Source organism: Amycolatopsis endophytica (assembly GCF_013410405.1).
Lineage (GTDB): Bacteria > Actinomycetota > Actinomycetes > Mycobacteriales > Pseudonocardiaceae > Amycolatopsis_E > Amycolatopsis_E endophytica.
This window is the reverse complement of the sequence record NZ_JACCFK010000001.1, coordinates 3,983,652-4,008,988: the sequence shown is the minus strand read 5'-3', so window position 1 is coordinate 4,008,988 and position 25,337 is coordinate 3,983,652. Positions and strand designations below refer to the sequence as shown.

Below are 25,337 nucleotides of genomic sequence, written 5' to 3'. Positions count from 1 at the left end.
ATGATCGTCGTCACCACACCCACCGGCCGCATCGGCCGCCAGCTCGTCACCGCACTCCTCGACGCGGGCGCACCCGTCCGCGTGATCGCTCGCGACCCCTCCCGGATCGCGCCGGAGGTCCGGGAACGGATCGAGATCGTGACCGGTTCGCACGGCGACCGCGCGGTCGTCGACGAGGCGTTCGCGGGCGCCGACGCCGTCCTCTGGTTGCGTCCCCCGGATATCCGCGCACCGAGCCTCGAATCCGCCTACCTCGACTTCACCCGCACGGCGTGTGACGCGTTCGTGCGCCACGGAGTGGCGCGGGTGGTCGGGATTTCGTCACTGGGCCGGGGCATCCCCGGCGACCACGGCCTGGTGTCGATGTCGCTGGCGATGGACGATTTGATCGCCGGGTCCGGGGTGGCCTACCGTGCGCTGACGATGCCGTCGTTCATGGACAACGTGCTCGAGCAGGCGCCGTCGCTGGCTCACGACGGCGTGTTCTTCGGGACCGCTCCCGGTGACCACAAACGGCCTACCTGCGCGACGAAGGACATCGCCGCCGCGGCCGCCCGGCTGCTGCTCGACGATTCGTGGCGCGGGCGTGGCGAGGTCCCGGTGCTCGGGCCGGAAGACCTGTCCCAGGAGGAAATGGCCGTCATCCTGTCCGAGGTGCTGAGCAAACCGGTGCGCTACCAGGAGGTTGCCGTTCCGGTGTTCCGGGCCCGTCTGCTGGAGCAGGGCTGGTCGGAGGCGATGGCGCAGGGTATGGCCGCGATGATGGCGGCCAAGAACGACGGCCTCGACAACGCCGAACCACGCACCCCGGAGGCGACCACGCCCACCACGTTCCGGCAGTTCTGCCAGGAGGTGCTCGCACCGGCCGTCCGCGCGGCGGGGTAGATTCCGCGTTCGTGGAGATGATCGCCGTGCCGCCGGGGCGCGTGGTGCTGTCGGACCGGCGGACGCGGCGCAGCTGGCCGGTCGACGTCGGGCCGTTCCGGATCGGCGCCGTCCCGGTGACGCAGGAACAGTACGCGGCGGTGACCGGTGAGCGGCCGAGCGCGTCCGACGGCGCGCAGCTGCCGGTGGAAAGCGTGTCGTTCGAGGACGCCGTCCGGTTCTGCGTGGCACTGTCCGTCCACGAAGGACTGACGCCCGCGTACTCGGCGGCCGGGGAGTGGAACCCGGCCGCCGACGGTTACCGGCTGCCCACCGAAGCCGAATGGGAACACGCCTGCCGCGCCGGAACCACCGGCCCCCGCTACGGCGAACTCGACGAGATCGCCTGGTACCGCGGCAATTCCGGGGAACGGATCCACGAGGTCGGCGGGAAACGGCCGAACGCGTGGGGCCTGCACGACATGCTCGGCAACGCGTGGGACTGGTGCTGGGACGTCTACGACGCCGAGGTGTACGGCGAGTACCGCGTCCTGCGCGGCGGCGGCTGGTTCGACGAGCACTGGAGCTGCCGCGCCTCCGTCCGGCGCCGCAGCCACCCCACCTTCCGCACCGACGACGTCGGCTTCCGCGTGGTGCGCTCCGCCTGACAGTCGCGCACCGGAACGTGGAACTCGCGGGGACGTCGGCGAGTCCCACGTTCCGCCGGGCGAGTCCCACGCTCTCGCACTCGAGTTCTGCATTCGCGCACCGCGCCGCCGACCACCTACAAAAACGCTGCCCGGCAACGCAAACCGACCACTCAGCCGCCCCCACCTCCCCGGCCGGGCGAGCAACCCCCGCCGTCGGGCAAACCGCCGTGCGCCCAGACCCGCCCAGGCGCGCCGTGCACAACGCGCCTCGCGCATCCAGACCCACCCGCGTGCGCGGTGCAAGCCCCGCGCACGCGGACCCGGCCGGGTGCGCGCGTCAGTCCTGGGGAGCCGCCGCGGGCTGCGCCTCGCGGATCAGGTTCGAGGCCCACTCCGTCACCCGGCGCGCCACGTCCTGCGCCGTCAGGCCCACCTCGGCCAGTACCTCCTCGCGCGAGCCGTGCTCCAGGAAACGTTGCGGCACCGCGAGATCCCGCAGCGGCACGTCGCACTCCGCGTCCCGCATCACCGCCGACAGCGCGCTGCCGAACCCCCCGTGGCGGCCACTGTCCTCGACCGTCACGACCAATCGGTGCTCCCGCGCCAGGCCGGCCAGCTCGCGCGGCACGGGCAGCACCCAGCGGGGGTCCACGACCGTCACCCCGATGCCCTGGTCGGCGAGCCGTTCCGCGGCGGCGAGGCCGAGCGGCGCGAACGCGCCGACGGCGACCAGCAGCACGTCCGTGCCCGCACCCTCGCGCGGCTCGCGCAACACGTCGACCGCACCCACACGCCGGACCGCGGGCACCGACTCGGTGACGCTGCCCTTGGAAAACCGCAGCGCCGTCGGCCCGTCCGACACCGCCACCGCCTCGCGCAGCTCCTCCCGCAGCGTCCGCGCGTCGCGCGGCGCGGCGACCCGCATGCCGGGCACCATGCCCAGCAGCGACAGGTCCCACATGCCGTGGTGGCTCGGGCCGTCCGGGCCGGTGATGCCCGCGCGGTCGAGGACGAGCGTGACCGGCTGGCGGTGCAGCGCCACGTCCATCAGCAGCTGGTCGAACGCGCGGTTGAGGAACGTGGAGTACACCGCGACCACCGGGTGCATCCCGCCCATCGCGAGCCCCGCCGCCGACGTCATGGCGTGCTGCTCGGCGATGCCGACGTCGAACCAGCGGTCCGGGTGCCGTTCGGCGAACTTGTGCAGGCCCGTCGAGCGCAGCATCGCGGCGGTGATCGCCACGACGTCCTCGCGCTCCTCACCGATCTTCGCCAGCTCGTCGCCCATGACCGCGGTCCAGCTCAGGCCCTTCGGCTTGGGCAGGCCGGTTTCCGGGTCGATCGGGTCGGTCTGGTGCATCTGGTCGGCCTCGTGGTTCACCGCGGGCGGATAACCGTGGCCCTTCTCGGTGACCGCGTGCACGACGACCGGGCCGCCGAACGCCTTCGCCGCCTGGAACGCCTTCTCCAGCGCGGCGATGTCGTGGCCGTCGACCGGCCCGAAGTACTTGAGCCCGAGGTCGGAGAACATCTCCTGCGGGCTCAGCGCGTCCTTGATGCCCGCCTTCGCCGCGTGCAGCGCCGCGTAGATCGGCTTGCCCACCACCGGCGTGGACAGCAGCAGGTCACGGCCGCCGTCGAGCATCCGCTCGTAGCCCGGCTGCAGCCGCAGCGACGCCAGGTGCTCGGCGAACCCGCCGATGGTCGGCGAGTAGGACCGGCCGTTGTCGTTGACCACGATCACCACCGGACGTCCCGGCTCGGCGGCGATGTTGTTCAGCGCCTCCCAGCACATGCCGCCGGTGAGCGCGCCGTCCCCGACGACCGCGACCGCGTGACGACCGCCACCGGCCAGCTCGAACGCCTTCGACAGCCCGTCCGCGTAGGACAGGGCGGTGGAGGCGTGGCTGTTCTCCACCAGGTCGTGCTCGCTCTCGGCCCGGTTCGGGTAGCCGGACGGGCCGCCCTGCTGGCGCAGCAGGTCGAACTCCGCGTGCCTGCCGGTGACCATCTTGTGCACGTAGCACTGGTGACCGACGTCCCAGACGATCGCGTCGCTGGGCGAGTCGAAGACCCGGTGCAGCGCCAGCGTCAGCTCGACCACACCGAGATTGGGGCCGAGGTGACCGCCGGAGCGGCGGACCTTGTCGACCAGGAAGTCGCGGATCTCCCCCGCCAGGTGCTCGAGCTGGCCGTGTCCCATGCGCTTCAGGTCGGCCGGTCCGTGCACGGACTCCAGCAGCGTCACTTTCCACCTCACCCGCGTCGATTACCCACCCTGCCCTCCAGGGCGCGTCCAGCCAGTCTACGGAGAACCGTGGCGCTCCGGCCGCCCCGCACGCCCCGCGTCACGTGATCGCCGGGTGAGGGCCGCGCCACCTGTGCCGCAACCGTGTGAACACGGGCTCACCGGCAGGGCGCAGCGCCGCCCGTGGGCGGTGACAGGCGGTGAGACCACGTACGACTGTGCGTGACACCCCTCGGTCCACCGGGCTGGTGTATCGGTCAAGGCCACGATGGTGGAAAACCTGTCATGCACCACCTCCGCCGATCCGGGACCGCTCGACCGTGAGCCGCGCGCGGTCGGCGGCCGCGCGGCCCTCGGCCCAGCCCTCGCCGTTGCTCACGGTGGTCGTGCGGGGCACCGTGCGCGGGAACAACTCGGCGAAGAGCCTGTCCACCTCCCGGCTCCGCTCGGCCAGTGCCGGCAGCAGGCGCTCGTCGGTGAACCGCTCGCCCGCGGCACGGTCGGCGTCGGCCAGCCGCTCGCCGACACGGCCGGCGTAGGCCAGCAGGAACGCATGGCGGAAGGAGCGGGTGCGGGACCGGCGCCCGGCGGCCAGCATCGCCTCGCCCGCCTGCACCAGCAGCGACGTCGACAGCAGCTCCACCAGGTCCAGGTCGACCTCGTGCCCGACCAGCGCGACGAACCCGAGCTTGGCGTAGAACGCGGCCCGGCACCGGTTGGCCGACGCCACCGCCGTCACCAGCGACGATTTGGGGCCCAGGTAAGGCTGATCGAGCCAGAACCGGCGCGCCGACCCGGTCCGCGCGCCGGGCGAGCCCACCAGCGCCTGCTCGAACGAGTACCGGCTCATCAGCTCCTGTGCCTTCGCCGACAGTGCCTCGGCCTCCTCCGGGAACGCCGTCGACTCCGCCTTCGCCAGCAGCGCCCTGATGCGCGCCAGCACCTTCCCGTCGACCCCGCTCACCGAGCCGGATGGATCAGGCATCTCCGGCAACCGCGGCAACGGCAGCAGCGCCTCCAGGACCGCGAGCACAGACCGCAACGCCGCCACGCGCTGCGTTGCGTGCCTGCGCGCCCACTGCCCCAGCAACGGGCTGTCCCCCGCCCACCAGACCGTCGCGCCGATGCCGTCGAGCTGCTCCCGCCAGCGTGGCGGCACCGCGGCGGCCGAACGCACGGCGGCCTCCGCGGCGAGCACGTCCACGGTCAGCGCCACCGCCCGCCGGTCCAGGCGGCGCAGCGCGATCTGGTGCACGTCCCGCGGCTCCCAGCCACTGCGCCACAGCCGGGCCAGCACCTCACGCAGCGCCAGCTCCGCCGCCCGGTCGATCACCCGTTCCCCGTAGCGCGGGCCGGCCAGCTCCCGCGCCGCGACGTCACCCAGCCGCCGCTGCGCGGCATCGCACAGCAGCACGGCGTAGCTTTCCACAGTGGACTCGGCCATGGGGACATCCTGCCGGACACCACCGACAGTTTTCGGCGCCTCAGCGCGTCAGCAGCGCCACGCACTCCACGTGGTGCGTCATCGGGAACGCGTCGAACGCCCGCAACCGCTCCAGCCGGTACCCCGCCTCGGCAAAAGTCGCGACGTCACGGGCCAGCGCCGCCGGATCGCACGCGACATACACCACCCGCGACGGCGACGCCGCGGCCAGCGTCTCGACCACCTCGCGTCCCGCGCCGGAGCGCGGCGGGTCCAGCACGACCACCTCCGGCCGACCGGACAGCTTCCGCAGCACGTCCTCGGTCCGGCCCGCCCGCCAGCCCACCTGCGGCAGGTCCGCGAGGTTGCGCTCGCCGTCGGTGACCGCCCGCCGCCCCGACTCCACCGCCACGACCTGGCCCGAGGGACCGACCTGCGCGGCGAGCACCGACGCGAACAGCCCGACCCCGGCGTAGAGGTCCCAGGCCAGCGCGCCCGGCGAAGCCCGCGCCCACTCGCGCACCACCTCGGCGAACGTGTCCGCCGCGGCCGGGTGCACCTGCCAGAACCCGTGTGCCTGCAGGCGCCAGTCGCGGCCGGCCGCGTGCTGCACCGCCTCCCCGCCGGTCAGCTGACGGGCCCGCCGCTTGCCGCGCACGGTCGCCAGTTCGCGGGCGTGGACCCGGCCGTCCCCGTCGATGGTGTTCTCAATCTCGGTGCCCGGCCGCCAGCGCCGGCCCAGCGCCTGGTCGAGCGCACCCGGCACCGCGATCGGGCACTTCTCCAGCGGGATCACGCGGTGGCTGCGGTGCGCCCGCAGCCCGGCGCGCCCGTCCCGCCCGGCCACCAGCCGCACGCGTGACCGCCAGCCCAGCACATCCCCGGGCAGCGCCTCGACCTCGACCGGCCACTCGATCCCGGCCAGCCGCCGCAGCTGCTCGGCCACCACCCGCGCCTTGAGCTCGCGCTGGAACTCCGGCGCCGCGTGCTGCCAGTCGCAGCCACCGCACTGCCCGGGCACCGCCAGCGGGCACGGCGGATCGACGCGCTCCGGTACCGGTGTGAGCACCTCGACGGCGTCGGCACGGCAGAACGAACCGCCCTTGTCCTCGGTCACCTCCGCGCGCACCAGCTCACCGGGCAACGCGTGCCGCACGAACACGACACGACCGTCCACACGGGACACGCAGTGCCCGCCGTGCGCCACGGGACCCACTTCGAGTTCCAGGGTCCGCCCGGTCCAGTCCGTCACTTCCCGCCGTCCTTACCCGTTCCGGGACGCTCGGGGACGTACCCGCGCCGCACGTCACCGGCCGCGGGCCGGATGCGGGCACGGGCCGCGCGCCGCAGCGCCTTGGCCGAGGACTCCAGCTGCCACGGCACGCTGGTGACCATCACACCCGGCTGGAACAGCAGCCGGCCCTTGAGCCGCAGCGCGCTCTGGTTGTGCAGCAACTGTTCCCACCAGCGCCCGACCACGTACTCCGGGATCAGCACCGTCACCACGTCCCGCGGGTTGTCGCCACGCACGCGCTTGACGTAGTCGAGCACCGGGCGCGTGATTTCGCGGTAGGGCGACTCGATCACCTTCAACGGCACCTTGAAGCCCTTGCCCTCCCACTCGGCGGTGAGCTGACGCGTCTCGGCGTCGTCGACGTTGACCGTCACCGCCTCCAGCACGTCCGGCCGCATCGCCTTGGCATAGGCCAGCGCGCGCATGGTCGGCAGGTGGAGTTTGGACACCAGCACGATGGCGTGGTTGCGGGAGGGCAGCACGGTCGGGTTGGCGCCGTCCAGCGCGGACAGCTCCTCCGACACCCGGTCGTAGTGCCGCCGGATCGCCGTCATCAGCAGGTAGATCGCCACCATCGCGGCGATCGCGATCCACGCGCCGAGCAGGAACTTGGTGATCAGCACGATCACCAGCACCGCCCCGGTCATCGTCAGACCGATCGCGTTGACCGTCTGCGAGCGCCGCATCCGCCGCCGGACACCCGGATCGGTTTCGGTGGCCAGGAGCCGGTGCCAGTGCCGCAGCATGCCGGCCTGGCTGACCGTGAACGACACGAACACGCCCACGATGTAGAGCTGGATCAGCTTCGTGACCTCGGCGTCGAACGCGATGATCAGGATCAGCGCGAACGCGGCCAGGAACAGGATGCCGTTGGAGAAGGTGAGCCGGTCACCACGCGTGTGCAGCTGCCGCGGCAGGTAGCGGTCCTGCGCGAGGATCGACGCGAGCACCGGGAAACCGTTGAACGCGGTGTTCGCGGCCAGCAGCAGGATGATGCCGGTGACGAACGAGATGTAGTAGAACGCGGGCGAGAAACCGGAGAAGACCGCGTGCGCGATCTGGGTCACGATCGTCTTCTGCTGGTAGCCCTCCGGGGCGCCGACCAGCTGCGTCGCCGGGTTCTCGGCGAACTTCACGTCGGTGAGGATCGCCAGCGTGATGATGCCGACCAGCATCGTCACCGCGAGCACGCCCATCATCAGCAGCGTCGTCGCCGCGTTCTTCGACTTCGGCTTGCGGAACGCGGGCACGCCGTTGCTGATCGCCTCGACGCCGGTCAGCGCGGCGGCGCCGGAGGAGAACGACCGCAGGATCAGGAAGAAGAACGCGAACCCGGTGAGCGAGGCTTCCTCGTGCAGCTCGAACCCGGCGCTCTCGGCCTTCATCGGCGTACCCCGCACCGCCTCGAACAGGCCCCACGCGACCATGCCGAGGATGCCGACGATGAAACCGTAGGTCGGGATCGCGAAGGTCTTGCCCGATTCGCGCACACCCCGCAGGTTCATCGAGGTGAGCACGACCACGATCACCACCGCGGTCAGCACCTTGTGCTCGGCGACGAACGGGATCGCCGACCCGATGTTGGCCACCCCGGAGGACGTCGACACCGCCACCGTGAGGACGTAGTCGACGAGCAGCGCGCTCGCCACCGTCAGGCCGAACTTGCCACCCAGGTTGGTGCTGGCGACCTCGTAGTCGCCGCCGCCGCTGGGGTAGGCGTGCACGTTCTGGCGGTAGGAGGCCACCACGACCAGCATGACCACCGCGACGGCGATGCCGATCCACGGCGCGTACGCGTACGCGGACAGTCCGGCGACGCTCAGCGTGAGGAAGATTTCCTCGGGTGCGTAGGCCACGCTCGACAGCGCGTCGGAGGCGAAAATCGGCAGCGCGATCCGCTTGGGGAGCAGAGTGTGGGACAACCGGTCCGAGCGGAACGGACGGCCCACGAGCAGCCGTTTCGTGGCGGTCGCAATCTTCGACACGTCAGAAGGGTACGGGCGGGTCCGCGAAGGGGCCGGACAAGGTAGGTTCTGCGACGGCATCTACCGGGTAGCCGCCGATCGGGTGACGCATGAGGAGGCAGGACGTGCACGTGGTGATCATGGGGTGCGGCCGGGTCGGCGCATCCCTGGCCGCGGCCCTCGAACGCCTCGGGCACGAGGTCGCGGTGATCGACAAGACGCGGGAGGCGTTCCGCAGGCTGGGCAGCGACTTCCACGGCCAGCAGGTGCTGGGCATGGGATTCGACCGGCAGGTGCTGATCGATGCGGGCATCGAGAAGGCGGGCGCGTTCGCCGCGGTGTCCAACGGGGACAACTCCAACATCATCTCCGCGCGGGTGGCGCGGGAGAACTTCGGCGTGGAGCACGTCGTCGCGCGGATCTACGACCCCAAGCGCGCGGCCGTCTACGAGCGGCTGGGCATCCCGACCGTGGCGACCGTGCCGTGGACGACCGACCGGTTCCTGCGCACCCTGCTGCCCGACGGGGTGGCCTCGGCGTGGCGCGATCCGAGCGGCAACGTCGCGGTGCTGCAGCTGCCGCTGCACGAGGGCTGGGTCGGGCGCAGCGTCAACGAGCTGCAGGAGTCGACCGGCTCGCGCGTGGCGTTCATCATGCGGTTCGGAACCCCCGTCCTGCCCGATTCCAAGACGGTCCTGCAGGCGGATGACCTGGTCTACGTCGCGGCGCGGTCCGGGACCGTGGGCGACGTGACGAGCACGGCGGCCCGTGCTCCGGAAGAGGAGGCCTGATGCGGGTCGCGATCGCGGGGGCGGGCGCGGTGGGCCGGTCGATCGCCAAGGAGCTGATCGACGGCGGCCACCAGGTCATGCTGATCGAGCGGCAGTCCGGGCAGTTCGAGCCGGAGACGGTCGAGCAGGCGGACTGGGTGCTCGGGGACGCGTGTGAGGTGTCCACGCTGGAGGAGTCCGGTATCGAGCGCTGCGACGTGGTGATCGCCGCGACGGGCGATGACAAGGTCAACCTGGTCGTGTCACTCTTGGCGAAGACCGAGTTCGCGGTACGGCGCGTCGTGGCGCGGGTCAACAACCCGTCCAACGAGTGGCTCTACACCGACGCGTGGGGCGTGGACGTCGCCGTGTCGACGCCGCGGATCCTGGCCGCGATGGTCGAGGAGGCCGTCAGCGTCGGCGACCTGGTGCGGCTGATGACGTTCCGGCAGGGACAGGCCAACCTGGTCGAGCTGACCCTGCCCGAGCACACCCCGCTGGCGGGCCGCCCGGTGAGCGACCTGGCGCTGCCCCGGGACGCCGCACTGGTGACGATCCTGCGCGGCGACCGGGTGATCGTGCCCCAGCCGGAAGACCCACTCGAACCGGGCGACGAGCTGCTGTTCGTCGCCTCGTCAGAGGTCGAAGCCGACATCCGCAAAGCACTCGGCTACTAGCGCGCGCCAGCGAGCTGCTTGAAACCCGGAGCTGGGTGGTCATCCCGTCGCCTGAAACCGGACGATCACTGTGAGCCAGGCCCGCAACCTTCGTGCTCGCGTGAGTTGACATGCCAACCTTGCGGGCCTGGCTCACAGTGATATGCACAAACAGGAAGGCGACGGGATGACCGCACAGCGGACCACCTCGTTGAGGTGAGCCGGACTCGAAAACCCCTGGTCATCCCGGAGCCTGCCTGTCCGGCGAGGACGCTCTTGATCTTTGAACCCGCGCTTCGGCTGGCTCGGTGACCGCTGGGCGCGTGGGCGGCCGGTAGTCGGTCGGCTTGGGTTCGACCTCCCCCGCCCCTCCTTGCGGAGGGTTTCAGTCGCTGAGCAGCGGCGTCAAGGCGGGAAAGACTACCTTGACCCCGCTGATCAGCGACCAAACAGGCTTGGGATGAGGGGCGGGGGAGGTCCGGGCCGGTCGTGTGCTGGCTTGCGTTGCCGGGCGGTGGTTTGCTGTGGTGAGCGGGGAGGTCTGAGTCGGCCCCGGCCGTCAGGCTTCCTGGGGCGGCTGGCCGTACTTGAGCCGCAAGCGGGCCTCGACGTCCTCTTCCTCCGCCGCCTTGGCCTCTTCGAGGGCCTTGAGGCGTTTGTCGGAACGACGCACGGCCCAGACGACCACCAGCAGGGCCAAGCCGTACAGCGGGTAGCCCATCGCGATCTTGGCGAAGGCCAGCCAGCCCGTGTAGTCGGCCTCGTAGAGCCACCGCTGCACGACGAAGCGCGCGAAGAAGACGGCGGCCAGCGCGAGGGTCGCGATGTCGTAGCCCAGGCGCGAGGGCTTGTCGCGGCGCCAGGCGTGTCCCGTGCCGTTGAGGAAGTTCCACACCACGCCCGCCAGCGGCCAGCGGACCAGCACGGACAGCACGAACACCCCGCCGTAGACGAGGCTCGCCCAGATCCCGAACAGGAAGAAACCCTTCGCGGACCCGGTGCGGTAGGCGATGAACGCCGCGATCGCGACCCCGAAGAAACCGGAGATCGCGGGCTGCAGCGGTTCACGGCGCACGAGCCGCAGAATCGTGATCGCCACGGCGCTGCCGATCGCGCTCCAGATGCCGACGGTCAACCCGAAGAACGAGTTCGCCAGCACGAACACGACGATCGGCAGGGACGAGTAGACGAGCCCGGACACGCCGCCCATCTGCTCGAGCATCGTGGGCTGCGGTTTGTCACCCGCCCGCCCAGGTTCGGCCCCGGTCTCGCCGGCGGGGCTTTCGTCGGTCTTCTCGCCTGGACGGGCGGGTTCAGTCACGCGGCTACCAATTCAGGAGGTCGTCTGCAGCTCGTAGAACGGGTTGTACAGCACCTTCTGGCCGTCCCGTTCGGCCATGCGTCCGCGGACCTTGATGGTCCGGCCCGGTTCGATACCCGGGATACGGCGCCGTCCCAGCCAGACTAGCGTCACGCCCTCGGTCCCGTCGAACAACTCGGCCCGCAGTGTCGCCGCCTCTTTCGTGGGACACAGCTCGACGCTGCGTAACCGGCCCAGAACGGTCACCTCTTCGCCCGACCGGCAGTCGCAGGCACGCCGCGCACCGCCGGCCTCGGATTTTTCGGACAGATCGTCGGCGTCGAGATCCTCGACGTCGCTGGTGAGCTTGCGCACCAGCCGGCTGAAATAGCCGCCGTCTTTGGCGGACATAGGCCACTGCTCCTGTTCCGGGGCCCCCGACTTGAACGGCCCGTATGTCGTCCAGCCTAACCTTGCGGGGGCCAGCACAGCCGGTTTGCGCCAAGATCGCAACGTGACGTCCGCAATGCCGAAACCACCCGCTGTCCTGCTCCCGGGAACGGGCTCCGACGAGGTCTTCGTGCGGTCTGTTTTCGCAGGTCCGCTGCATGCGTCCGGGATCAGGACGCACACCCCCGCACCGCCGTCCGGAAGCGCCGTGACGGCCGGGTCGCTCACGTCACTGGACGAGGCCGCCGAGGACGGCCCGGTGCTCGCCGGGGGCATCTCGCTGGGCGCCCATCTGGCCGCCGAATGGGCGGTGCGCAACCCCGGCCGCTGCGCCGGTCTGCTGCTCGCGCTGCCTGCGTGGTCCGGGCCGCCGTCGGACGCCCCGGCCTCGCTCGCGGCGCGTGCCTCCGCGGACCTGGTGGACGAACACGGCCTGGAGAACGCCTTGCGGATCGCGACCGACGGTGTGCCACCGTGGCTGGCCGCCGAGCTGACCCGCGCGTGGCGGCGGCACGGGACCGGACTGGCGGCGAGCCTGCGGGCCGCGTCCGGCCATCCCGCGCCGACGCTCGACGAGCTGGCTTCGCTGGACATCCCGGTCGGGATCGCCGCCTGCACCGACGATCCCGTGCACCCGGTCGCGGTCGCCCACGCGTGGGCACGCGCGTTGCCCCGCGCGGTGGTCCGTGAGACGACGCTGGAGGCGCTGGGCGCCGACCGCGAATCGCTCGGCCGGGCGACACTGCAGAGCTGGCTCCAAGCGAACGCGACCGCTCCCCCCGGGCCACATTCGTAGCGTCAGACGCCACCGATGCCACATCGGGGGGCGCCGGGTCCGGCCGCGCCGCTACTGGCCCTGCTGCTGTGCGATGTGCTGCTGAACCGCCTCGGGCAGGGTGATCGGCAACGGCGTGCGCACCGGCATCGGCGCGTCGCCGCGGTCGACGATCGTGCCGCGGACGATGTCGCGCAGGACCGCGGGCGCTTCGGCGGCCATCGACTGCGGGCCGGCGATCACGCCGCGCAGCATCCACCGCGGGCCGTCGACACCGACGAACCGCAGCGCGACGTCACCGATCAGCGCCGACAGCTCCGGGCCCCACTCGCCGTTGCCCGGCGCCACCTTGGCGCCGTCGCCCCGCAGCTGCTCGGTCAGCTCGGCGACCACCTCGTGCCACAGCCCGCCCGACCGCGGCGCGGCGTAGGCGCTCACGGTGACCTGCCCGTGCGCCGTCACGACGTGCACCGCCCGCACGCCACCGGCCTGCTGGTCCATCTCGACCTGCACCTGGGTGCCGTCGGGCACCGGGACGCGCACCGAGCCGAGGTCGATCCGCGGGCGGCCGTCCTCGGGCGCCTCGGTGATGTCGAACGGCCCGCCCGCGCCGTCGGGCCCCGGCTCGTCTTCCGGCTCCTCGGTGATGTCGTCTTCCCAGACGTCACCGGGGTCGGCCATCGCGTGGCGGCCCCGCTTCTTGCGTCCGAAGATGCCCACTACTTCCTCGTTCCTTCCCCAGTGTTTCCGCTCAGCGTCGCATGCCCGCCGGTCGAGCCGTAGCCGCCCGCCCCGCGCTCGCTGGACGCCAGTTCCGCGACCTCGACGAACTCGGCGGTCTCCACGCGCTGGATCACCAGCTGCGCGATCCGGTCGCCCCGCGCCAGCACGATCGGCTCGCGCGGGTCGTGGTTGACCAGGCATATCCGGATCTCCCCGCGGTAGCCGGAGTCGATGGTGCCCGGCGTGTTCACGATCGACAGTCCGGTGCGCGCGGCCAGCCCCGACCGCGGGTGCACGAATCCGGCGTAGCCGGGCGGCAGCGCGATCGCCACCCCGGTCCCGACCAGTACCCGCTCACCGGGGTCGATGACGACGTCCGTGGTCGTCACGAGGTCGGCGCCGGCGTCGCCGGGCCGGGCGTAGGACGGGAGCGGGACACCCGGATCGAGCCGGGTCAGCAGGACCTGCACGGGGGACACGGGCGGCGAGACTACCCTGAGGGCATGGGTGAGGAAGCGAGTGCGGCCGCCGCGGTGAGCGAGACGACCACGGCCGAAAGCCGTACGCGGTATTCCGAACGGCTCTACCTGTCGTGGTGGGGCTGGCCGCTGCCGCTGGTCGCGGCGGGACTGCTGGCCTACGAGATCCACCTCGGCTATCCGGCGGTGCCGGTGTGGCTGCCGTTCGTGGTGCTGGTGCCGTTGATGGTGGCGTGGCTGGTGACGATGGGCCGGGTCCGGATCCGGGTCACCGGCGACGAACTCTGGGTCGGGGACGCTCATCTGCCGTTGCGGTTCGTCGGGGAGGTCGAGGTCGTCGGCAAGGACGGGAAGCGGAAGGCGATGGGGCCGGAACTCGACCCCGCCGCACACGTGACGCATCGCGGCTGGGTCGGTTCGCTGCTGCGTGTGCACCTGACCGATCCCGCGGACCCGACTCCCTACTGGGTGTTCAGCACCCGCAGGCCGGAGGCGCTGGCCGAGCTGCTCCGCTCAGGGAAGTAGCCCGGCCCCGCGCGCCTCAGGCGCAGTCGCGGCAGATCATCTGCCCGCCGCTCTCCTCGGCCAGCCTGCTGCGGTGGTGCACCAGGAAGCACACGGAGCAGGTGAACTCGTCCGCCTGCTTCGGCACCACCTTCACCGTCAGGTCCTCACCCGACAGCCCGGACAGGTCCGCGCCCGGGAGTTCGAAGTTCTCCGCGCTCGCGTCCTCGTCCACGTCCACCACGCCGGACTGGTTCTCGTTCCGGCGAGCCTTCAGCTCCTCCAACGAGTCCTCGGCGAGCTCGTCGGCTTCGCTGCGGCGCGGAGCGTCGTAGTCGGTCGCCATTGTCCCTCACCCCTGCGATCAGCATCGTCATCACTGTTCAAGCACACTGTTCGCATGCCTTCGTGCCGCTGGACAACGTTCCAGCGCCCCTGTTTGTGCCCGCCCCCGTCGTGAGCCAGGTCTCTCTTCGGCAACGTGTCCGGAGTCCTGATCCACCGGCGGAGCCCGCAGAGGGTAGCTCACGCTTTACCCGAACGCGCAGAGTGTCATTCGAAGCAGGACATACGTCACCCAACAGGGGGAACACAACCTGATGCGGTCCGTGGGACCGTGCGACACGGACCCCGGCTTCGGACGGGTGACGACTCTGGTGCACTGTAACGCCTACGCTGATCAGGAACGACGGTTCGGGCAAGCGGGTGTTCGGGACTTCGGCCGAAGGGGTGGGGCAGGTGTCGTCGGGGAGCGGGTACGGCAACCGGAGATCACGTCCCTACCGGAGACACCGTCCCCTGCCCGCGCTCATCGTGATCGGGGTGCTCGGCCTCGTCGCGATGTTCATCTGGGTGCGCGCCATCACCAGCAAGGCCGACATCGACGAGGCGCTGCGGTGTGATCCGCCGCCCACTCCCCCGCCGGGCATGACCTACACCAACCTCGGCTACAACGCGCTCGACGAGACGGGGCCGATTCCCGCCGACCGGGTCGTGCTCAAGGTCCTCAACGCCAGCGAGAAGCGCGGGCAGGCGGCGATCACCACGGAAGCCCTGCGGCAGCTGGGTTTCACCCGGATCGCGGAGCCGGAGAACGACCCGGCGTACGCGGAGGAGGAGGCGGCCTGCCGCGGTCAGTTGCGCTTCGGTGAGGCCGGGAGTTCCGCGGCGCGCACGGTGGGTCTCGTGGTGCCGTGCGTGGAGATGGTGCGGGACGACCGCCAGGACGCGAGCGTGGACCTCGCGATCGGCAGCGCCTTCGGCGACGTGTTCCCGACCCAGGCGGCGCGCGACGTGCTCGCGCAGCTGCAGGCGTGGTCGGCAACCCAGGGCGACGACGGCGGCGAGCAGTCCACGGCCACTCCCCCGCCGATCGACGACGCACTGCTGCAAGCCGCCCGCCCCGGCACCTGCTGACCCCAGCCCGTCAGTCCCACCTGCCGGCCCCCGCCACCAACGGCGCGCCGGCGCCGTGCGGTGGCGAGCGCCAGCGAGCCTGCACGGAACCAGGCCGGGCAGTCATCTCGAAGCCAGCCCCCAGCAGACAAGCCGCCTCCGGCTACACACCTTCGGCGCCACACTCCACAACCGCGTCATACAGCGCCCCCGCCACCGACGGCGCCGCGGCAAAAGTCGCATCCGCCCCCAGCGCGGCATCCTCCCCCGGCAGATGCACCACGGCACCCGCCTCGGACGCGACCAGCGCCCCGGCAGCCCAGTCCCACCGGTTCAGGCCGTGCTCCACATACCCGTCCAGCCACCCCGCGGCCACCGCGCACAGGTCCAGCGACGCCACCCCGGCCCGGCGCACATCGCGCACCCGCGTCACCAGGTCCGCGACGAACCGGGCCTGCCGCGCCCGCCGCTGCGCCGAGTACGCGAAACCGGTGCCGACGAGGCTCAGCTCCAGCCGCGAGGGTGACGACACGGCCAGCCGCCGCCCGTCGAGCCACGCGCCCTCGCCGCGCACGGCCGTCCAGCACCGCCCGCTGACGGGTTCCACGACCGCCCCGGCCACCGACACGCCGTCGACCTGCGCGGCCAGCGACACCGCGAACAGGGGCGCGCCGTAGAGGAAGTTCACGGTGCCGTCGATCGGGTCGACCACCCACGTGACGCCGTCACCGGCCGTGCCGCCCGCCTCCTCCCCCAGGACGTGGTCCCCCGGCCGCAGTTCGGCGAGCCGGTCGCGCACCAGCTGCTCGGCGGCGCGGTCGACCGCGGTGACCACGTCGGTGTCGGTCGACTTGGTCTCGACCTGCACGGGCTGACCTGCGACCATGGCGTCACGGGCCCGGCTGGCCAGCTCGGCGGCCTCGGTCGCGACCCGGACGGCGACATCCCTCAACTCTGCTTCGGCAGCTCCCACGTCCACCATGGGACCACACCCGGTTAAAGTCTCCGGCACAGGTTTCTGAATCGAACGAGAAGGGACGGCGCCAATGACGGCGACCCGAGGTTTCGGAATCGACATCGGCGGCAGCGGTATCAAGGGCGCCCTTGTCGACCTGGAAAAGGGCGCACTGATCGGCGACCGGTTCCGGATCGACACCCCGCGCCCCGCGACGCCCGAAGCCGTCGCGGACGTGGTGGCCGAGGTGGTCGCGCACTTCGGCTGGGACGGCCCGGTGGGCATCACGCTGCCCGCGGTCATCAAGAAGGGCGTCGCGCAGACCGCGGCGAACATCGACCCCAGCTGGATCGGCACGGACGCGGACGCGTTGTTCGCCAAGCGGCTGGACCGCCACGAGGACGACATCGCGATGCTCAACGACGCCGACGCCGCCGGCATGGCCGAGATCCGCTACGGCGATCCGCGGGCGCACGAGGGCGTCACCACGCTGCTGACGTTCGGCACCGGGATCGGCAGCGCGCTGTTCCAGCACGGCACCCTGATGCCGAACACCGAGTTCGGTCACCTCGAGGTCGACGGGCACGACGCCGAAAAGAAGGCGGCCGCCTCCGTCAAGGACAACGAGGGCCTGTCCTACCCGGAATGGGCCGTGCGCGTGAACCGTTACCTGACCGTGCTGGAGAACCTGATCTGGCCGGATCTGTTCATCGTGGGCGGCGGGGTCAGCAAGAAGGCCGAGAAGTGGGTGCCGCTGCTCGACATCAGGACACCGGTCCTGGTCGCATCTCTGCAGAACAACGCCGGGATCGTGGGTGCGGCGCTGGCCGCCGCGGAGGGCCTCGAACACTGAGCCCCGCGACGCCGGGCCGGGGTTGAACGATGATCGGCCGCAACGCACCGGCGTATCGTCGTTACAATGGAACACGGCCCACGGTCGCGGAGGACAAAACCGCAGGCCGCGGGACGTTCCCCGAATCTGAGGCAGCCGGGAGCCACCAATCTCGGTTCGCCGTGATCGACCGCTGCGAAAGGGCGTACGTGGCAGCCGCAAAAACCGCTACCCGAAGCGGCACGAAGACAACGAGCGCCGCCGACGTGAGCGCGGAACCCGACGCGGGCCGTGAAGACGTGACCGAGGCCGAGGCCTCGGGCGCCACGAAGAAGTCGGCGACCCCCCGGAAGCCCGCCGCCGGCAAGGGCCCGAAGAAGGCCCCGGCGAAGGGCCGCGCCACCCGCAAGGGCGGCAAGACCGAGGACGGGGAGCCGGACGGCCCCGGCGAGGACGTGGAGGACGTCGATCTCGACGCCGATCTCGCCGACCTCGAAAGCGAGGTGGAGGTCGATGTCGTCGACGCGACCGTCACCGACGCGGCCGACGACCTCGACGAGGACGAGCCGGACGAGAAGGCCACCCCCGCCGCCGCCAAGCAGCAGCAGGGCAACGCCAAGGCCACCGACCGTGACTTCGTCTGGGACGAGGAGGAGTCGGAGGCTCTGCGGCAGGCCCGCAAGGACGCCGAGCTCACCGCGTCGGCGGACTCGGTACGTGCGTACCTGAAGCAGATCGGCAAGGTCGCGCTGCTCAACGCCGAGGAGGAGGTCGAGCTCGCGAAGCGGATCGAGGCCGGCCTCTACGCGGCGGAGCGCCTGCGTGTCGCGGAGGAGGAGGGCGAGAAGCTCGCCACCCAGATGCGCCGCGATCTGCGCTGGATCATCCGGGACGGGGAGCGCGCCAAGAACCACCTGCTGGAGGCGAACCTCCGTCTGGTCGTCTCGCTGGCGAAGCGCTACACCGGCCGCGGCATGGCGTTCCTGGACCTGATCCAGGAGGGCAACCTGGGCCTGATCCGTGCGGTCGAGAAGTTCGACTACACCAAGGGCTACAAGTTCTCCACCTACGCGACGTGGTGGATCCGGCAGGCGATCACGCGCGCGATGGCCGACCAGGCCCGGACGATCCGTATTCCGGTGCACATGGTCGAGGTCATCAACAAGCTGGGCCGCATCCAGCGCGAGCTACTCCAGGACCTCGGCCGTGAGCCGACGCCGGAAGAGCTCGCCAAGGAGATGGACATCTCGCCGGAGAAGGTCCTGGAGATCCAGCAGTACGCCCGCGAGCCGATCTCGCTGGACCAGACGATCGGCGACGAGGGCGACTCGCAGCTGGGCGACTTCATCGAGGACTCCGAAGCGGTCGTCGCGGTGGACGCGGTGTCGTTCACGCTGCTGCAGGACCAGCTCCAGTCGGTGCTGCAGACCCTGTCCGAGCGCGAAGCCGGCGTGGTCCGCCTGCGCTTCGGCCTGACCGACGGCCAGCCGAGGACTTTAGACGAAATCGGCCAGGTCTACGGCGTCACGCGCGAGCGCATCCGGCAGATCGAATCGAAGACCATGTCCAAGCTGCGCCACCCCAGCCGCAGCCAGGTCCTCCGCGACTACCTGGACTAGGCACAAACGAAAAAGGCGTCCTCCCGATCACGGAGGGCGCCTTTTTTCTTGGCACCACAGCACAACGCCACCCGGCAACGCAAGCCCGAAACGACCGCCCCAGACCTCCCCCGCCCCTCATCCCCAGCCACCGAAGCCATCAGCGAGGCGGGGGGCGACCCCAAGGTGACCTTTCCGACGCTGTAAGGGGTTTTCCCCACCCAACCCTGCGAACCCGCCCGTGATCTTCTAACGTTCCTCCATGGGCATCACCCGAACGCTTGACGTCAACGAAGTCCTCGCCCGGCAGGAGTCCGGTGAGCTGAAGCGCCGCCTGCGCGCCAGGGATCTGGTGGGCTTCGGGGTCGGGATCATCATCGGTACCGGCATCTTCACGCTCGCGGGCGTGGAGGCGAAGACGCACGCCGGGCCGGCTGTGACGTTGTCCTTCGTCATCGGCGCCGTCGTGGCCGGGTTCGCGGCCCTCTGTTACGCCGAGCTGGCGTCGAGCGTGCCCACCGCGGGGAGTGCCTACACCTACGCGTTCGCGACGCTGGGCGAGGTGTTCGCGTGGATCATCGGCTGGGACCTGCTCCTCGAATTCGCCCTCGGCGCGGCCGTGGTGTCCCGGGGCTGGTCCGGTTACCTGGCGAACCTGCTGGGCCTGCCGCAGCAGTGGTTCGGCGAGGACGCGACGGTGAACGTGGGTGCGGTGGCGATCATCGCGATCCTCACGGTGATCGCCGTGCTGGGTATCCGCGAATCGGCCCGCCTGACCAACATCCTGGTGCTCGTGAAGGTCGCGGTGTGCGTGCTGATCGTCGCCGTGGGCGTGTTCTTCATCAAGGGCGCCAACCTGACCCCGTTCATCCCGCCGGCCCAGCCGAGCGAAGGTGGGGCCGGGGTGCTGCACCAGCCGGTCGTGCAGGCGGGGCTCGGGCTCGAACAGTCCGTGTTCGGCATCGGTGGGGTCATCTCCGCCGCGGCGATCGTGTTCTTCGCCTACACCGGTTTCGAGGCGCTGGCCAACCTCGGTGAGGAAACCCGCAACCCGCGCAAGGATCTGCGGATCGGCATCCTCGGCGCGCTCGGCATCTGCGCGTTGCTCTACGTCGGTGTCTCCCTGGTGCTGACCGGGATGGTGCCCTTCACCGACATCGACGAAGGTGCTCCGCTGGCGGCGGCGTTCGACTCGGTCGGCCAGCACTGGGTGAGCGCCCTGATCTCGCTCGGCGCGGTCACCGGGCTGACCTCGGTGATGATGGTCGAACTGGTCACGATCGGCCGCATCGGTTTCGCGATGGGGCGCGACGGCCTGCTGCCGAAGCCGATCGGCACCACGCACCCGCGCTGGGGCACGCCGCACCGCATGACGATCGGTGGTGCCGTGGTGATCGCGCTGCTGGCGGCGTTCGTGCCGATCACCGAACTGTCCGACATGGTCTCGATCGGCGCGTTGTCGGCGATGGCGATCGTCGCGATCGCGGTGCCCGTGCTGCGCCGCAAGCGCCCGGACCTCAACCGTCCCTTCAAGGTCCCGCTGTCGCCGGTGCTGCCGGTCGTCGCCGCGCTGGCGTGCTTCTACCTGATGCTGAACCTGGACGTGCTGACGTGGATCCGGTTCGCCGTCTGGCTCGCGCTGGGCCTGGTCCTCTACTTCGCTTACGGCCGGCGCCATTCGCGGCTCGCGTCTAAGGAGTGAGGCCGGCCCGCGCGACCAGCGCGCGGGCCGTGGGCGCGTCGGCGGAGGGCACCACCAGCAGCAGTCCGCGCAGGGCCGCGACGACCCTGTCGAGCAGTTGCAGGTGCACGCCGTCGCGGCCGACCGGACGGTAGCCGTCCACAATGGCCACGAGCGTGCCGCCGGGGCCCGTCAGCGTGCCGCCGAGGATCACGAAATGCCTGGCACGCCAACGGGAACTCCAGAACGGTGGCAGCCCGCCCTCCAGGTAGTCGCGCAGGGCGCGGTCCGGGGTGTCCGGCGCGCCGAATCCGCTGGTGTCCACAAAGGCCAGCAGCGACAGGTCGGGCAGTTCGGGCACCCCGGCGAAGACCGCGTTGAGCGCCTTCGCGGTCCACGTGCCCTCCGCGGTCACCGCCGTCAGCCGCCCGCCGGACAGCTCCCCGATCGCCGCCGACGCGGTCGCCGGGGACGAACCGGCCGACGCGGTGTCGTCCTGGCTTTCGACCGCAATCGCGTGCGCCCGCAGGGAAACCAGCGTGGCGAAGGCGGCCGACTCGCTTTTCTGCTGCGGCATCTCGGCCCGCGCGAGTGCGACGAGACGCTCGGCACCGGGGAACCAGCGCACCTCGTCGAGCAGGGCCATCAGTACCGCCACAGGTGGGTGCCGGGCATGACGCACACCACGACGGCCCGTGCGGACACGGAGAGCCACCGGAACCACACGTCACCGGAACCCGCCGCTGGGCCGGGGTGACAGAACGTGACGGGAACGCGGACCGCCGACGCCTGCTTCGCCATGACACGGAGTGTCGCACGTGCCCCGCGCGGGGGATGGTTTCGCGGACGGCCTGATCACGATCTCGCCTCGGAACCAGGCCCGAAATTCCGCTGAGAACGAACAAGCCTGACCGCGCGGCCGCTTGACATGGCTTCCCCCGGGCCGAATTCCACTTCTCCACACTGGCCCTGACCACGGAAAATGGGGTTCCGATGGGGTTCTGCGTCCTGAATGGCGGGATTGATCTACGACATCCGGGGTAATTCTGCGTGACACACATCCCACACAGCCGGGAACACTTGCCAGGCGCTCAGCGTCTGCAAGAGTGGAGGCCAGCGAACACCGCGGAGCCGACGGGCAACCGCAGGGCCGAAGTGGTCGCCGCTGGATCGATGGCATCGGGCAGCCGATGCCGGGACGGAGGGAGACTCCAATGACATCACCGACGCTCACCCGCCCCGAGTTGACCGCAGCCGACCGTTGTGACCGGTGCGGCGCCGCAGCACAGGTACGAGCCATCCTCTCCAGTGGTGGCGAGCTGCTCTTCTGCGGCCACCACGCCCGCGAGTACGAGTCGAAGCTCAAGGAGATCGCTGCGGAGATCCAGCGAGGCTGAGAACCCGGACTGACGGAGCGGGCGCCAGGGAGACCTTCCTCGGCGCTCGTTCTGCATCCTGGGTGTGCCCGCCGTCACAGCGGGAACCATCTCGTCGCTCCCGGCGACCTGGAGGGAAGACCGGTCCCTCCCGCCAAGGAGCACCATGACGACGGACGATCTGCTGGAGACCGCTCAACGGCCGGACACCGGCAAGCCCCGCACGTCACTGCGCCCGCTCCTGCTCCGCCTGCACTTCTACGCCGGCATCCTCGTCGGCCCGTTCCTGCTGGTGGCCGCGATCTCCGGTCTGCTCTACATCTTCGCGCCGCAGCTCGAACAGGTCGTCAACGACCACCAGCTGCACGTCCCCGCCGGGGTCGGCACGGTGCCGCTGGCCGACCAGGTGAGCCGGGCGGAGACCGCCGTGCCGGAGGGCACGCTCCGGAGCATCCGCCCCGGCACCACGGCGACCGACACGACGCAGGTCATCTTCACCGCCCCCGGACTGCCGGAGAGCTTCTACCGCACCGCCTTCGTCAACCCCTACGACGGCGAGATCCGGGGCGTGCTCGACACCTACGGCTCCGGCCAGGCCATGCCGGTGCGCGGCTGGCTGGACAACCTGCACCGCAACCTCCACCTCGGCGACTTCGGCCGCGTCTACAGCGAGCTGGCGGCCAGCTGGCTGTGGGTCGTGGTGGCGGGCGGGCTGGTGCTGTGGTGGGGCCGTCGCCGCCGCCGCGGGGCCACGTCCGGGCGGGCCCGCACGCTGACCTGGCACGCCACCACCGGCACCTGGGTGGCGCTGGTCCTGCTCTTCCTGTCCGCGACCGGCCTGACCTGGTCACAGTTCGCCGGGCAGAACATCTCCGAGCTGCGCAGCACACTGAGCTGGGAGACACCCTCGGTGACCTCGACCCTGCCCGCGCCCGCCGCGGCGGCTCCGCCACAGAGCCTCGACGCGGTGCTGGCCACGGCACGGTCCGCCGGGCTGGGCGGCCCGGTCGAGATCACCCCCGCGACGACCGAGACGGCCTTCGTGGTCAAGCAGGTCGAGCGCCCCTGGCCGCACCGCCAGGACGCCGTCTCGATCGACCCCCGGACCGGCGCGATCGTCGACGTCCTGCGCTTCGGCGACTGGCCGCTGGCCGCGAAACTCGCCAGCTGGGGCATCGACGCGCACATGGGCCTGCTGTTCGGTCTGCCGAACCAGATCGTGCTGGCGCTGGTCATGATCGGCCTGATCGCGCTGATCATCTGGGGCTACCGCATGTGGTGGCAGCGACGGCCCACCGGACGCGCGGTCGGCCGCCCGTTCGCACGCGGTTCGCTGCGCCGCCTGCCGATGAAGGTGCTGGTGCCACTGGTGGCGGCCGGGATCGTGATCGGCTGGTTCCTGCCGGTCTTCGGCCTGTCCCTGCTGGCTTTCCTGCTGCTGGACGCCTTCCTGGCCTGGCGGGCCGACCGGGTCACCAGGACCGCAGCGTAGCGATCCGCTCCTCCAGCTGTTCCATCGACGCCATCGCGGTCGGCGGGCCGCCGCAGGTCTTGCGCAGCTCGCTGTGGATCGCGCCGTGTGGTTTGCGCGTGCGGTGGTGGTACATGCCCACCAGGGTGTTCAGCTCCTTGCGCAGCGAGGCCATCCGCTCGTTGACGCTCTGCGGCTTCGGCGCGGGCGGCGGCACCTGCTCGGTGGCGGGCTTGCGGCGGCCGGCGTCGGCCAGCTGCTCCTCCTGCCGCTTGCGCAGCAGCGCCCGCACCTGGTCCGGCTCCAGCAGGCCCGGCAGCCCGAGGTACTCCTGCTCCTCTTCGGTGCCGGAGAACACCGCCGTGCCGAAGGAGTTGCCGTCGTAGATCACCTGGTCCAGCTCGGCGGAGGCGCCCAGCGAGGTGAACGCCTTCTCCTCCTCACCGGGCTCGTCCTCGGTGCGGTTGGCCTGCGCCAGCAGCTCGTCGTCCCAGCCGTCCTTCTCGCGGTGCGGTTTGCCGAGCACGTGGTCGCGCTGCGCCTCCAGCTCGCTGGCCAGCTCCAGCAGCACCGGGACGCTCGGCAGGAACACGCTCGCCGTCTCGCCCTTCTGCCTGGCCCGCACGAACCGGCCGATGGCCTGGGCGAAGAACAGCGGCGTCGAGGCGCTCGTGGCGTACACGCCGACCGCCAGGCGCGGCACGTCGACGCCTTCGGACACCATCCGCACCGCGACCAGCCACCGGTCGGTGGACTCGGAGAACTCGCCGATCCGCGCGGTCGCCTTCGGATCGTCGGAGAGCACGACCGTGGGCTCGTCGCCGGTGATCCGGGTGAGGATCTTCGCGTAGGCCCGCGCGGACTCCTGGTCGGTGGCGATGACCAGACCTCCCGCGTCCGGGATGCCGCCGCCGCGCAGCTGCTGCAGGCGCGTGTCCGCGGCCTGCAGGACCGACGGGACCCACTCGCCGCCGGGGTCGAGCGCCGTGCGCCACGCGCGGGCGGTCTGCTCGGCCGTCAACGGCTCGCCCAGGCGCGCGGTGAACTCCTCCCCCGCGCTGGTGCGCCAGGACGCCTCGCCGCTGTAGGCGAGGAACACGACGGGCCGCACGACGCCGTCGGCGAGCGCGTCGGAGTAGTTGTAGGCGTGGTCTGCCTTGCTGCGCAGCGACCCGTCACCGTCCGGCTCGTAGGTGACGAACGGGATCGGCGAGTCGTCGCTGCGGAACGGGGTCCCGGTGAGCGCCACCCGCCGCACGGCGGGGGTGAACGCCTCGCGGATCGCGTCGCCCCAGCTCTTCGCGTCACCACCGTGGTGGACCTCGTCCAGGATGACCAGCGTCTTACGGCCCTCGGTGCGCACCCGGTGCAGCGTCGGGTGCGCAGCCACCTGCGCGTAGGTCAGCGCCACGCCGCGGTAGTCGGCCGCGACGGCGCCCTGGCCGTTGCGGTAGTTCGAGTCGATCGGGATGCCCGCCAGCGCCGCGGAGGCGGCCCACTGGTGCTTGAGGTGCTCGGTCGGGGTCACGATGGTGACCGCCTCGATCGTCCGGTCGGACAGCAGCTCGGCGGCGATGCGCAGGCCGAACACCGTCTTCCCCGCGCCGGGGGTCGCGACCGCGAGGAAGTCCTGTGGCTTCGTGCTCAGGTACTTCGTCAGCGCGCGGCGCTGCCACGCCCGCAGCGGGCGGGCGGTGGAGTCGTGCTGGGGCTCGGGTGCGACGAAGCCCTGACCGGTCCGATTACCCTGGGCCGTGTCCGACAAGGGATTCCTCCCCCTCCTCTCGCCGACGATGGAACGCGACATGCGAATGCCCCCACGGAAGTGCCCGGCCGCGATGCCGGACGGAGGTGAGGGCGGCTCATCGGAGGTTACCCGCACCCACCGACAGAAGCCGCGAACGGCACGGCGGAGTTGAACACGCCACA

Annotated in this window: 25 protein-coding genes; 12 read left to right on the top strand and 13 right to left on the bottom strand. The window is 71.0% G+C overall.

Annotation, left to right across the window (positions count from 1 at the left end; genetic code table 11):
* Both HNR02_RS19785 and HNR02_RS19780 read left to right on the top strand, forming a co-directional pair.
* The gene (locus HNR02_RS19785) at positions 1 to 885 is read left to right on the top strand and encodes an NAD(P)H-binding protein (protein WP_179774630.1); all 885 of its coding nucleotides are present in this window, start codon (positions 1 to 3) and stop codon (positions 883 to 885) included.
* An 11-nt stretch (positions 886 to 896) separates the two neighbouring features.
* Positions 897 to 1,532, top strand: a complete 636-nt coding sequence (locus tag HNR02_RS19780) for a formylglycine-generating enzyme family protein (protein WP_312861054.1) — start codon at positions 897 to 899, stop codon at positions 1,530 to 1,532.
* A 319-nt stretch (positions 1,533 to 1,851) separates the two neighbouring features.
* Here the strand turns inward: HNR02_RS19780 and dxs are convergent, their stop codons facing one another.
* The 4 genes from dxs to HNR02_RS19760 all read right to left on the bottom strand — a co-directional run bounded on the left by dxs (position 1,852) and on the right by HNR02_RS19760 (position 8,464).
* Entirely contained in the window at positions 1,852 to 3,762 is a 1,911-nt protein-coding gene (gene dxs, locus HNR02_RS19775) for a 1-deoxy-D-xylulose-5-phosphate synthase (protein ID WP_179774629.1), read from the bottom strand.
* Positions 3,763 to 4,045: 283 nt separating this feature from the next.
* Positions 4,046 to 5,206 carry a DUF2786 domain-containing protein gene (locus HNR02_RS19770; protein ID WP_179774628.1) on the bottom strand — a complete coding sequence of 387 codons (1,161 nt, stop codon included), beginning with the start codon at positions 5,204 to 5,206 and terminating at the stop codon, positions 4,046 to 4,048.
* A 40-nt stretch (positions 5,207 to 5,246) separates the two neighbouring features.
* Positions 5,247 to 6,437, bottom strand: a complete 1,191-nt coding sequence (locus HNR02_RS19765) for a class I SAM-dependent RNA methyltransferase (protein ID WP_179774627.1) — start codon at positions 6,435 to 6,437, stop codon at positions 5,247 to 5,249.
* Entirely contained in the window at positions 6,434 to 8,464 is a 2,031-nt protein-coding gene (locus HNR02_RS19760) for an APC family permease (RefSeq protein ID WP_179774626.1), read from the bottom strand. The genes HNR02_RS19765 and HNR02_RS19760 overlap by 4 nt, the downstream gene beginning before the upstream one ends.
* Positions 8,465 to 8,568: 104 nt before the next feature.
* Here HNR02_RS19760 and HNR02_RS19755 point away from each other — a divergent pair, with 104 nt between their 5' ends.
* Both HNR02_RS19755 and HNR02_RS19750 read left to right on the top strand, forming a co-directional pair.
* Positions 8,569 to 9,234 carry a potassium channel family protein gene (locus HNR02_RS19755; protein WP_179776011.1) on the top strand — a complete coding sequence of 222 codons (666 nt, stop codon included), beginning with the start codon at positions 8,569 to 8,571 and terminating at the stop codon, positions 9,232 to 9,234.
* Positions 9,234 to 9,890 carry a potassium channel family protein gene (locus HNR02_RS19750; protein ID WP_179774625.1) on the top strand — a complete coding sequence of 219 codons (657 nt, stop codon included), beginning with the start codon at positions 9,234 to 9,236 and terminating at the stop codon, positions 9,888 to 9,890. The genes HNR02_RS19755 and HNR02_RS19750 overlap by 1 nt, the downstream gene beginning before the upstream one ends.
* Positions 9,891 to 10,428: 538 nt before the next feature.
* Here the strand turns inward: HNR02_RS19750 and HNR02_RS19745 are convergent.
* Together HNR02_RS19745 and HNR02_RS19740 are read right to left on the bottom strand one after the other, a co-directional pair.
* A complete protein-coding gene (locus HNR02_RS19745; protein ID WP_376772893.1) occupies positions 10,429 to 11,190 on the bottom strand; it encodes a DUF3159 domain-containing protein in 762 nt (253 codons plus the stop codon).
* 12 nt (positions 11,191 to 11,202) lie between these two features.
* The gene (locus HNR02_RS19740) at positions 11,203 to 11,580 is read right to left on the bottom strand and encodes an OB-fold nucleic acid binding domain-containing protein (protein WP_179774624.1); all 378 of its coding nucleotides are present in this window, start codon (positions 11,578 to 11,580) and stop codon (positions 11,203 to 11,205) included.
* Between the two features lie 115 nt (positions 11,581 to 11,695).
* On the opposite strand from HNR02_RS19740, the gene HNR02_RS19735 reads away from it, so the two are divergent.
* Positions 11,696 to 12,415, top strand: coding sequence for an alpha/beta fold hydrolase (locus HNR02_RS19735; protein ID WP_179776009.1), 720 nt, complete (start codon positions 11,696 to 11,698; stop codon positions 12,413 to 12,415).
* Positions 12,416 to 12,466: 51 nt separating this feature from the next.
* Here the strand turns inward: HNR02_RS19735 and HNR02_RS19730 are convergent, their stop codons facing one another.
* Both HNR02_RS19730 and dut read right to left on the bottom strand, forming a co-directional pair.
* Positions 12,467 to 13,114 (bottom strand): DUF3710 domain-containing protein, encoded by a 648-nt coding sequence (locus HNR02_RS19730; RefSeq protein ID WP_179774623.1) that lies wholly within the window; start codon positions 13,112 to 13,114, stop codon positions 12,467 to 12,469.
* Positions 13,114 to 13,596 (bottom strand): dUTP diphosphatase, encoded by a 483-nt coding sequence (dut, locus tag HNR02_RS19725; protein ID WP_179774622.1) that lies wholly within the window; start codon positions 13,594 to 13,596, stop codon positions 13,114 to 13,116. The genes HNR02_RS19730 and dut overlap by 1 nt, the downstream gene beginning before the upstream one ends.
* A 24-nt stretch (positions 13,597 to 13,620) precedes the next feature.
* Between dut and HNR02_RS19720 the strand changes: the two genes are divergently transcribed.
* Positions 13,621 to 14,121 (top strand): DUF3093 domain-containing protein, encoded by a 501-nt coding sequence (locus tag HNR02_RS19720; RefSeq protein ID WP_179774621.1) that lies wholly within the window; start codon positions 13,621 to 13,623, stop codon positions 14,119 to 14,121.
* Positions 14,122 to 14,137: 16 nt separating this feature from the next.
* Here HNR02_RS19720 and HNR02_RS19715 read toward each other — a convergent pair whose 3' ends face one another.
* Positions 14,138 to 14,446: a DUF4193 domain-containing protein gene (locus tag HNR02_RS19715; RefSeq protein ID WP_179774620.1), complete on the bottom strand. Its 309-nt coding sequence runs from the start codon at positions 14,444 to 14,446 to the stop codon at positions 14,138 to 14,140.
* A gap of 392 nt (positions 14,447 to 14,838) precedes the next feature.
* Between HNR02_RS19715 and cei the strand changes: the two genes are divergently transcribed.
* Positions 14,839 to 15,516 carry an envelope integrity protein Cei gene (gene cei, locus HNR02_RS19710; protein WP_179774619.1) on the top strand — a complete coding sequence of 226 codons (678 nt, stop codon included), beginning with the start codon at positions 14,839 to 14,841 and terminating at the stop codon, positions 15,514 to 15,516.
* A gap of 142 nt (positions 15,517 to 15,658) precedes the next feature.
* Here cei and HNR02_RS19705 read toward each other — a convergent pair whose 3' ends face one another.
* Positions 15,659 to 16,477 carry an inositol monophosphatase family protein gene (locus HNR02_RS19705; protein WP_179774618.1) on the bottom strand — a complete coding sequence of 273 codons (819 nt, stop codon included), beginning with the start codon at positions 16,475 to 16,477 and terminating at the stop codon, positions 15,659 to 15,661.
* Between the two features lie 64 nt (positions 16,478 to 16,541).
* Here HNR02_RS19705 and ppgK point away from each other — a divergent pair, with 64 nt between their 5' ends.
* The 3 genes from ppgK (at position 16,542) to HNR02_RS19690 (ending at position 20,582) form a co-directional block, all read left to right on the top strand.
* Positions 16,542 to 17,303 carry a polyphosphate--glucose phosphotransferase gene (ppgK, locus tag HNR02_RS19700; protein ID WP_179774617.1) on the top strand — a complete coding sequence of 254 codons (762 nt, stop codon included), beginning with the start codon at positions 16,542 to 16,544 and terminating at the stop codon, positions 17,301 to 17,303.
* Between the two features lie 188 nt (positions 17,304 to 17,491).
* Positions 17,492 to 18,901 (top strand): RNA polymerase sigma factor, encoded by a 1,410-nt coding sequence (locus HNR02_RS35535; RefSeq protein ID WP_376772892.1) that lies wholly within the window; start codon positions 17,492 to 17,494, stop codon positions 18,899 to 18,901.
* A 241-nt stretch (positions 18,902 to 19,142) separates the two neighbouring features.
* Positions 19,143 to 20,582, top strand: coding sequence for an amino acid permease (locus HNR02_RS19690; RefSeq protein ID WP_179774615.1), 1,440 nt, complete (start codon positions 19,143 to 19,145; stop codon positions 20,580 to 20,582).
* On the opposite strand, the gene HNR02_RS19685 is transcribed toward HNR02_RS19690, so the two are convergent.
* Together HNR02_RS19685 and HNR02_RS19680 are read right to left on the bottom strand one after the other, a co-directional pair.
* Positions 20,572 to 21,219 carry a DUF6885 family protein gene (locus HNR02_RS19685; protein ID WP_312861053.1) on the bottom strand — a complete coding sequence of 216 codons (648 nt, stop codon included), beginning with the start codon at positions 21,217 to 21,219 and terminating at the stop codon, positions 20,572 to 20,574. The two genes, HNR02_RS19690 and HNR02_RS19685, sit on opposite strands and share 11 nt — an antisense overlap.
* A complete protein-coding gene (locus HNR02_RS19680) occupies positions 21,207 to 21,362 on the bottom strand; it encodes a hypothetical protein (RefSeq protein WP_179774614.1) in 156 nt (51 codons plus the stop codon). Before HNR02_RS19680 ends, HNR02_RS19685 begins: the two co-directional genes overlap by 13 nt.
* A gap of 413 nt (positions 21,363 to 21,775) precedes the next feature.
* On the opposite strand from HNR02_RS19680, the gene HNR02_RS19675 reads away from it, so the two are divergent.
* Positions 21,776 to 21,958: a DUF7455 domain-containing protein gene (locus HNR02_RS19675; RefSeq protein WP_017983718.1), complete on the top strand. Its 183-nt coding sequence runs from the start codon at positions 21,776 to 21,778 to the stop codon at positions 21,956 to 21,958.
* 145 nt (positions 21,959 to 22,103) lie between these two features.
* Positions 22,104 to 23,429 carry a PepSY-associated TM helix domain-containing protein gene (locus HNR02_RS19670; RefSeq protein WP_179774613.1) on the top strand — a complete coding sequence of 442 codons (1,326 nt, stop codon included), beginning with the start codon at positions 22,104 to 22,106 and terminating at the stop codon, positions 23,427 to 23,429.
* Here the strand turns inward: HNR02_RS19670 and HNR02_RS19665 are convergent.
* The gene (locus tag HNR02_RS19665; protein ID WP_179774612.1) at positions 23,410 to 25,173 is read right to left on the bottom strand and encodes a DEAD/DEAH box helicase; all 1,764 of its coding nucleotides are present in this window, start codon (positions 25,171 to 25,173) and stop codon (positions 23,410 to 23,412) included. The genes HNR02_RS19670 and HNR02_RS19665 overlap by 20 nt on opposite strands.
* Positions 25,174 to 25,337 lie beyond the last annotated feature (164 nt).

Bases quoted from the DNA above. Each gene is read 5' to 3' on its own strand.
- HNR02_RS19750 (WP_179774625.1), top strand. From the start codon at position 9,234: ATGCGGGTCGCGATCGCGGGGGCGGGCGCGGTGGGCCGGTCGATCGCC.
- HNR02_RS19785 (WP_179774630.1), top strand. From the start codon at position 1: ATGATCGTCGTCACCACACCCACCGGCCGCATCGGCCGCCAGCTCGTC.
- HNR02_RS19680 (WP_179774614.1), bottom strand. From the start codon at position 21,362: ATGGCGAAGCAGGCGTCGGCGGTCCGCGTTCCCGTCACGTTCTGTCAC.
- HNR02_RS19735 (WP_179776009.1), top strand. From the start codon at position 11,696: ATGCCGAAACCACCCGCTGTCCTGCTCCCGGGAACGGGCTCCGACGAG.
- HNR02_RS19715 (WP_179774620.1), bottom strand. From the start codon at position 14,446: ATGGCGACCGACTACGACGCTCCGCGCCGCAGCGAAGCCGACGAGCTC.
- HNR02_RS19670 (WP_179774613.1), top strand. From the start codon at position 22,104: ATGACGACGGACGATCTGCTGGAGACCGCTCAACGGCCGGACACCGGC.
- HNR02_RS19720 (WP_179774621.1), top strand. From the start codon at position 13,621: ATGGGTGAGGAAGCGAGTGCGGCCGCCGCGGTGAGCGAGACGACCACG.
- ppgK (WP_179774617.1), top strand. From the start codon at position 16,542: ATGACGGCGACCCGAGGTTTCGGAATCGACATCGGCGGCAGCGGTATC.
- HNR02_RS19705 (WP_179774618.1), bottom strand. From the start codon at position 16,477: ATGGTGGACGTGGGAGCTGCCGAAGCAGAGTTGAGGGATGTCGCCGTC.
- HNR02_RS19675 (WP_017983718.1), top strand. From the start codon at position 21,776: ATGACATCACCGACGCTCACCCGCCCCGAGTTGACCGCAGCCGACCGT.
- HNR02_RS19690 (WP_179774615.1), top strand. From the start codon at position 19,143: ATGGGCATCACCCGAACGCTTGACGTCAACGAAGTCCTCGCCCGGCAG.
- HNR02_RS19770 (WP_179774628.1), bottom strand. From the start codon at position 5,206: ATGGCCGAGTCCACTGTGGAAAGCTACGCCGTGCTGCTGTGCGATGCC.
- HNR02_RS19740 (WP_179774624.1), bottom strand. From the start codon at position 11,580: ATGTCCGCCAAAGACGGCGGCTATTTCAGCCGGCTGGTGCGCAAGCTC.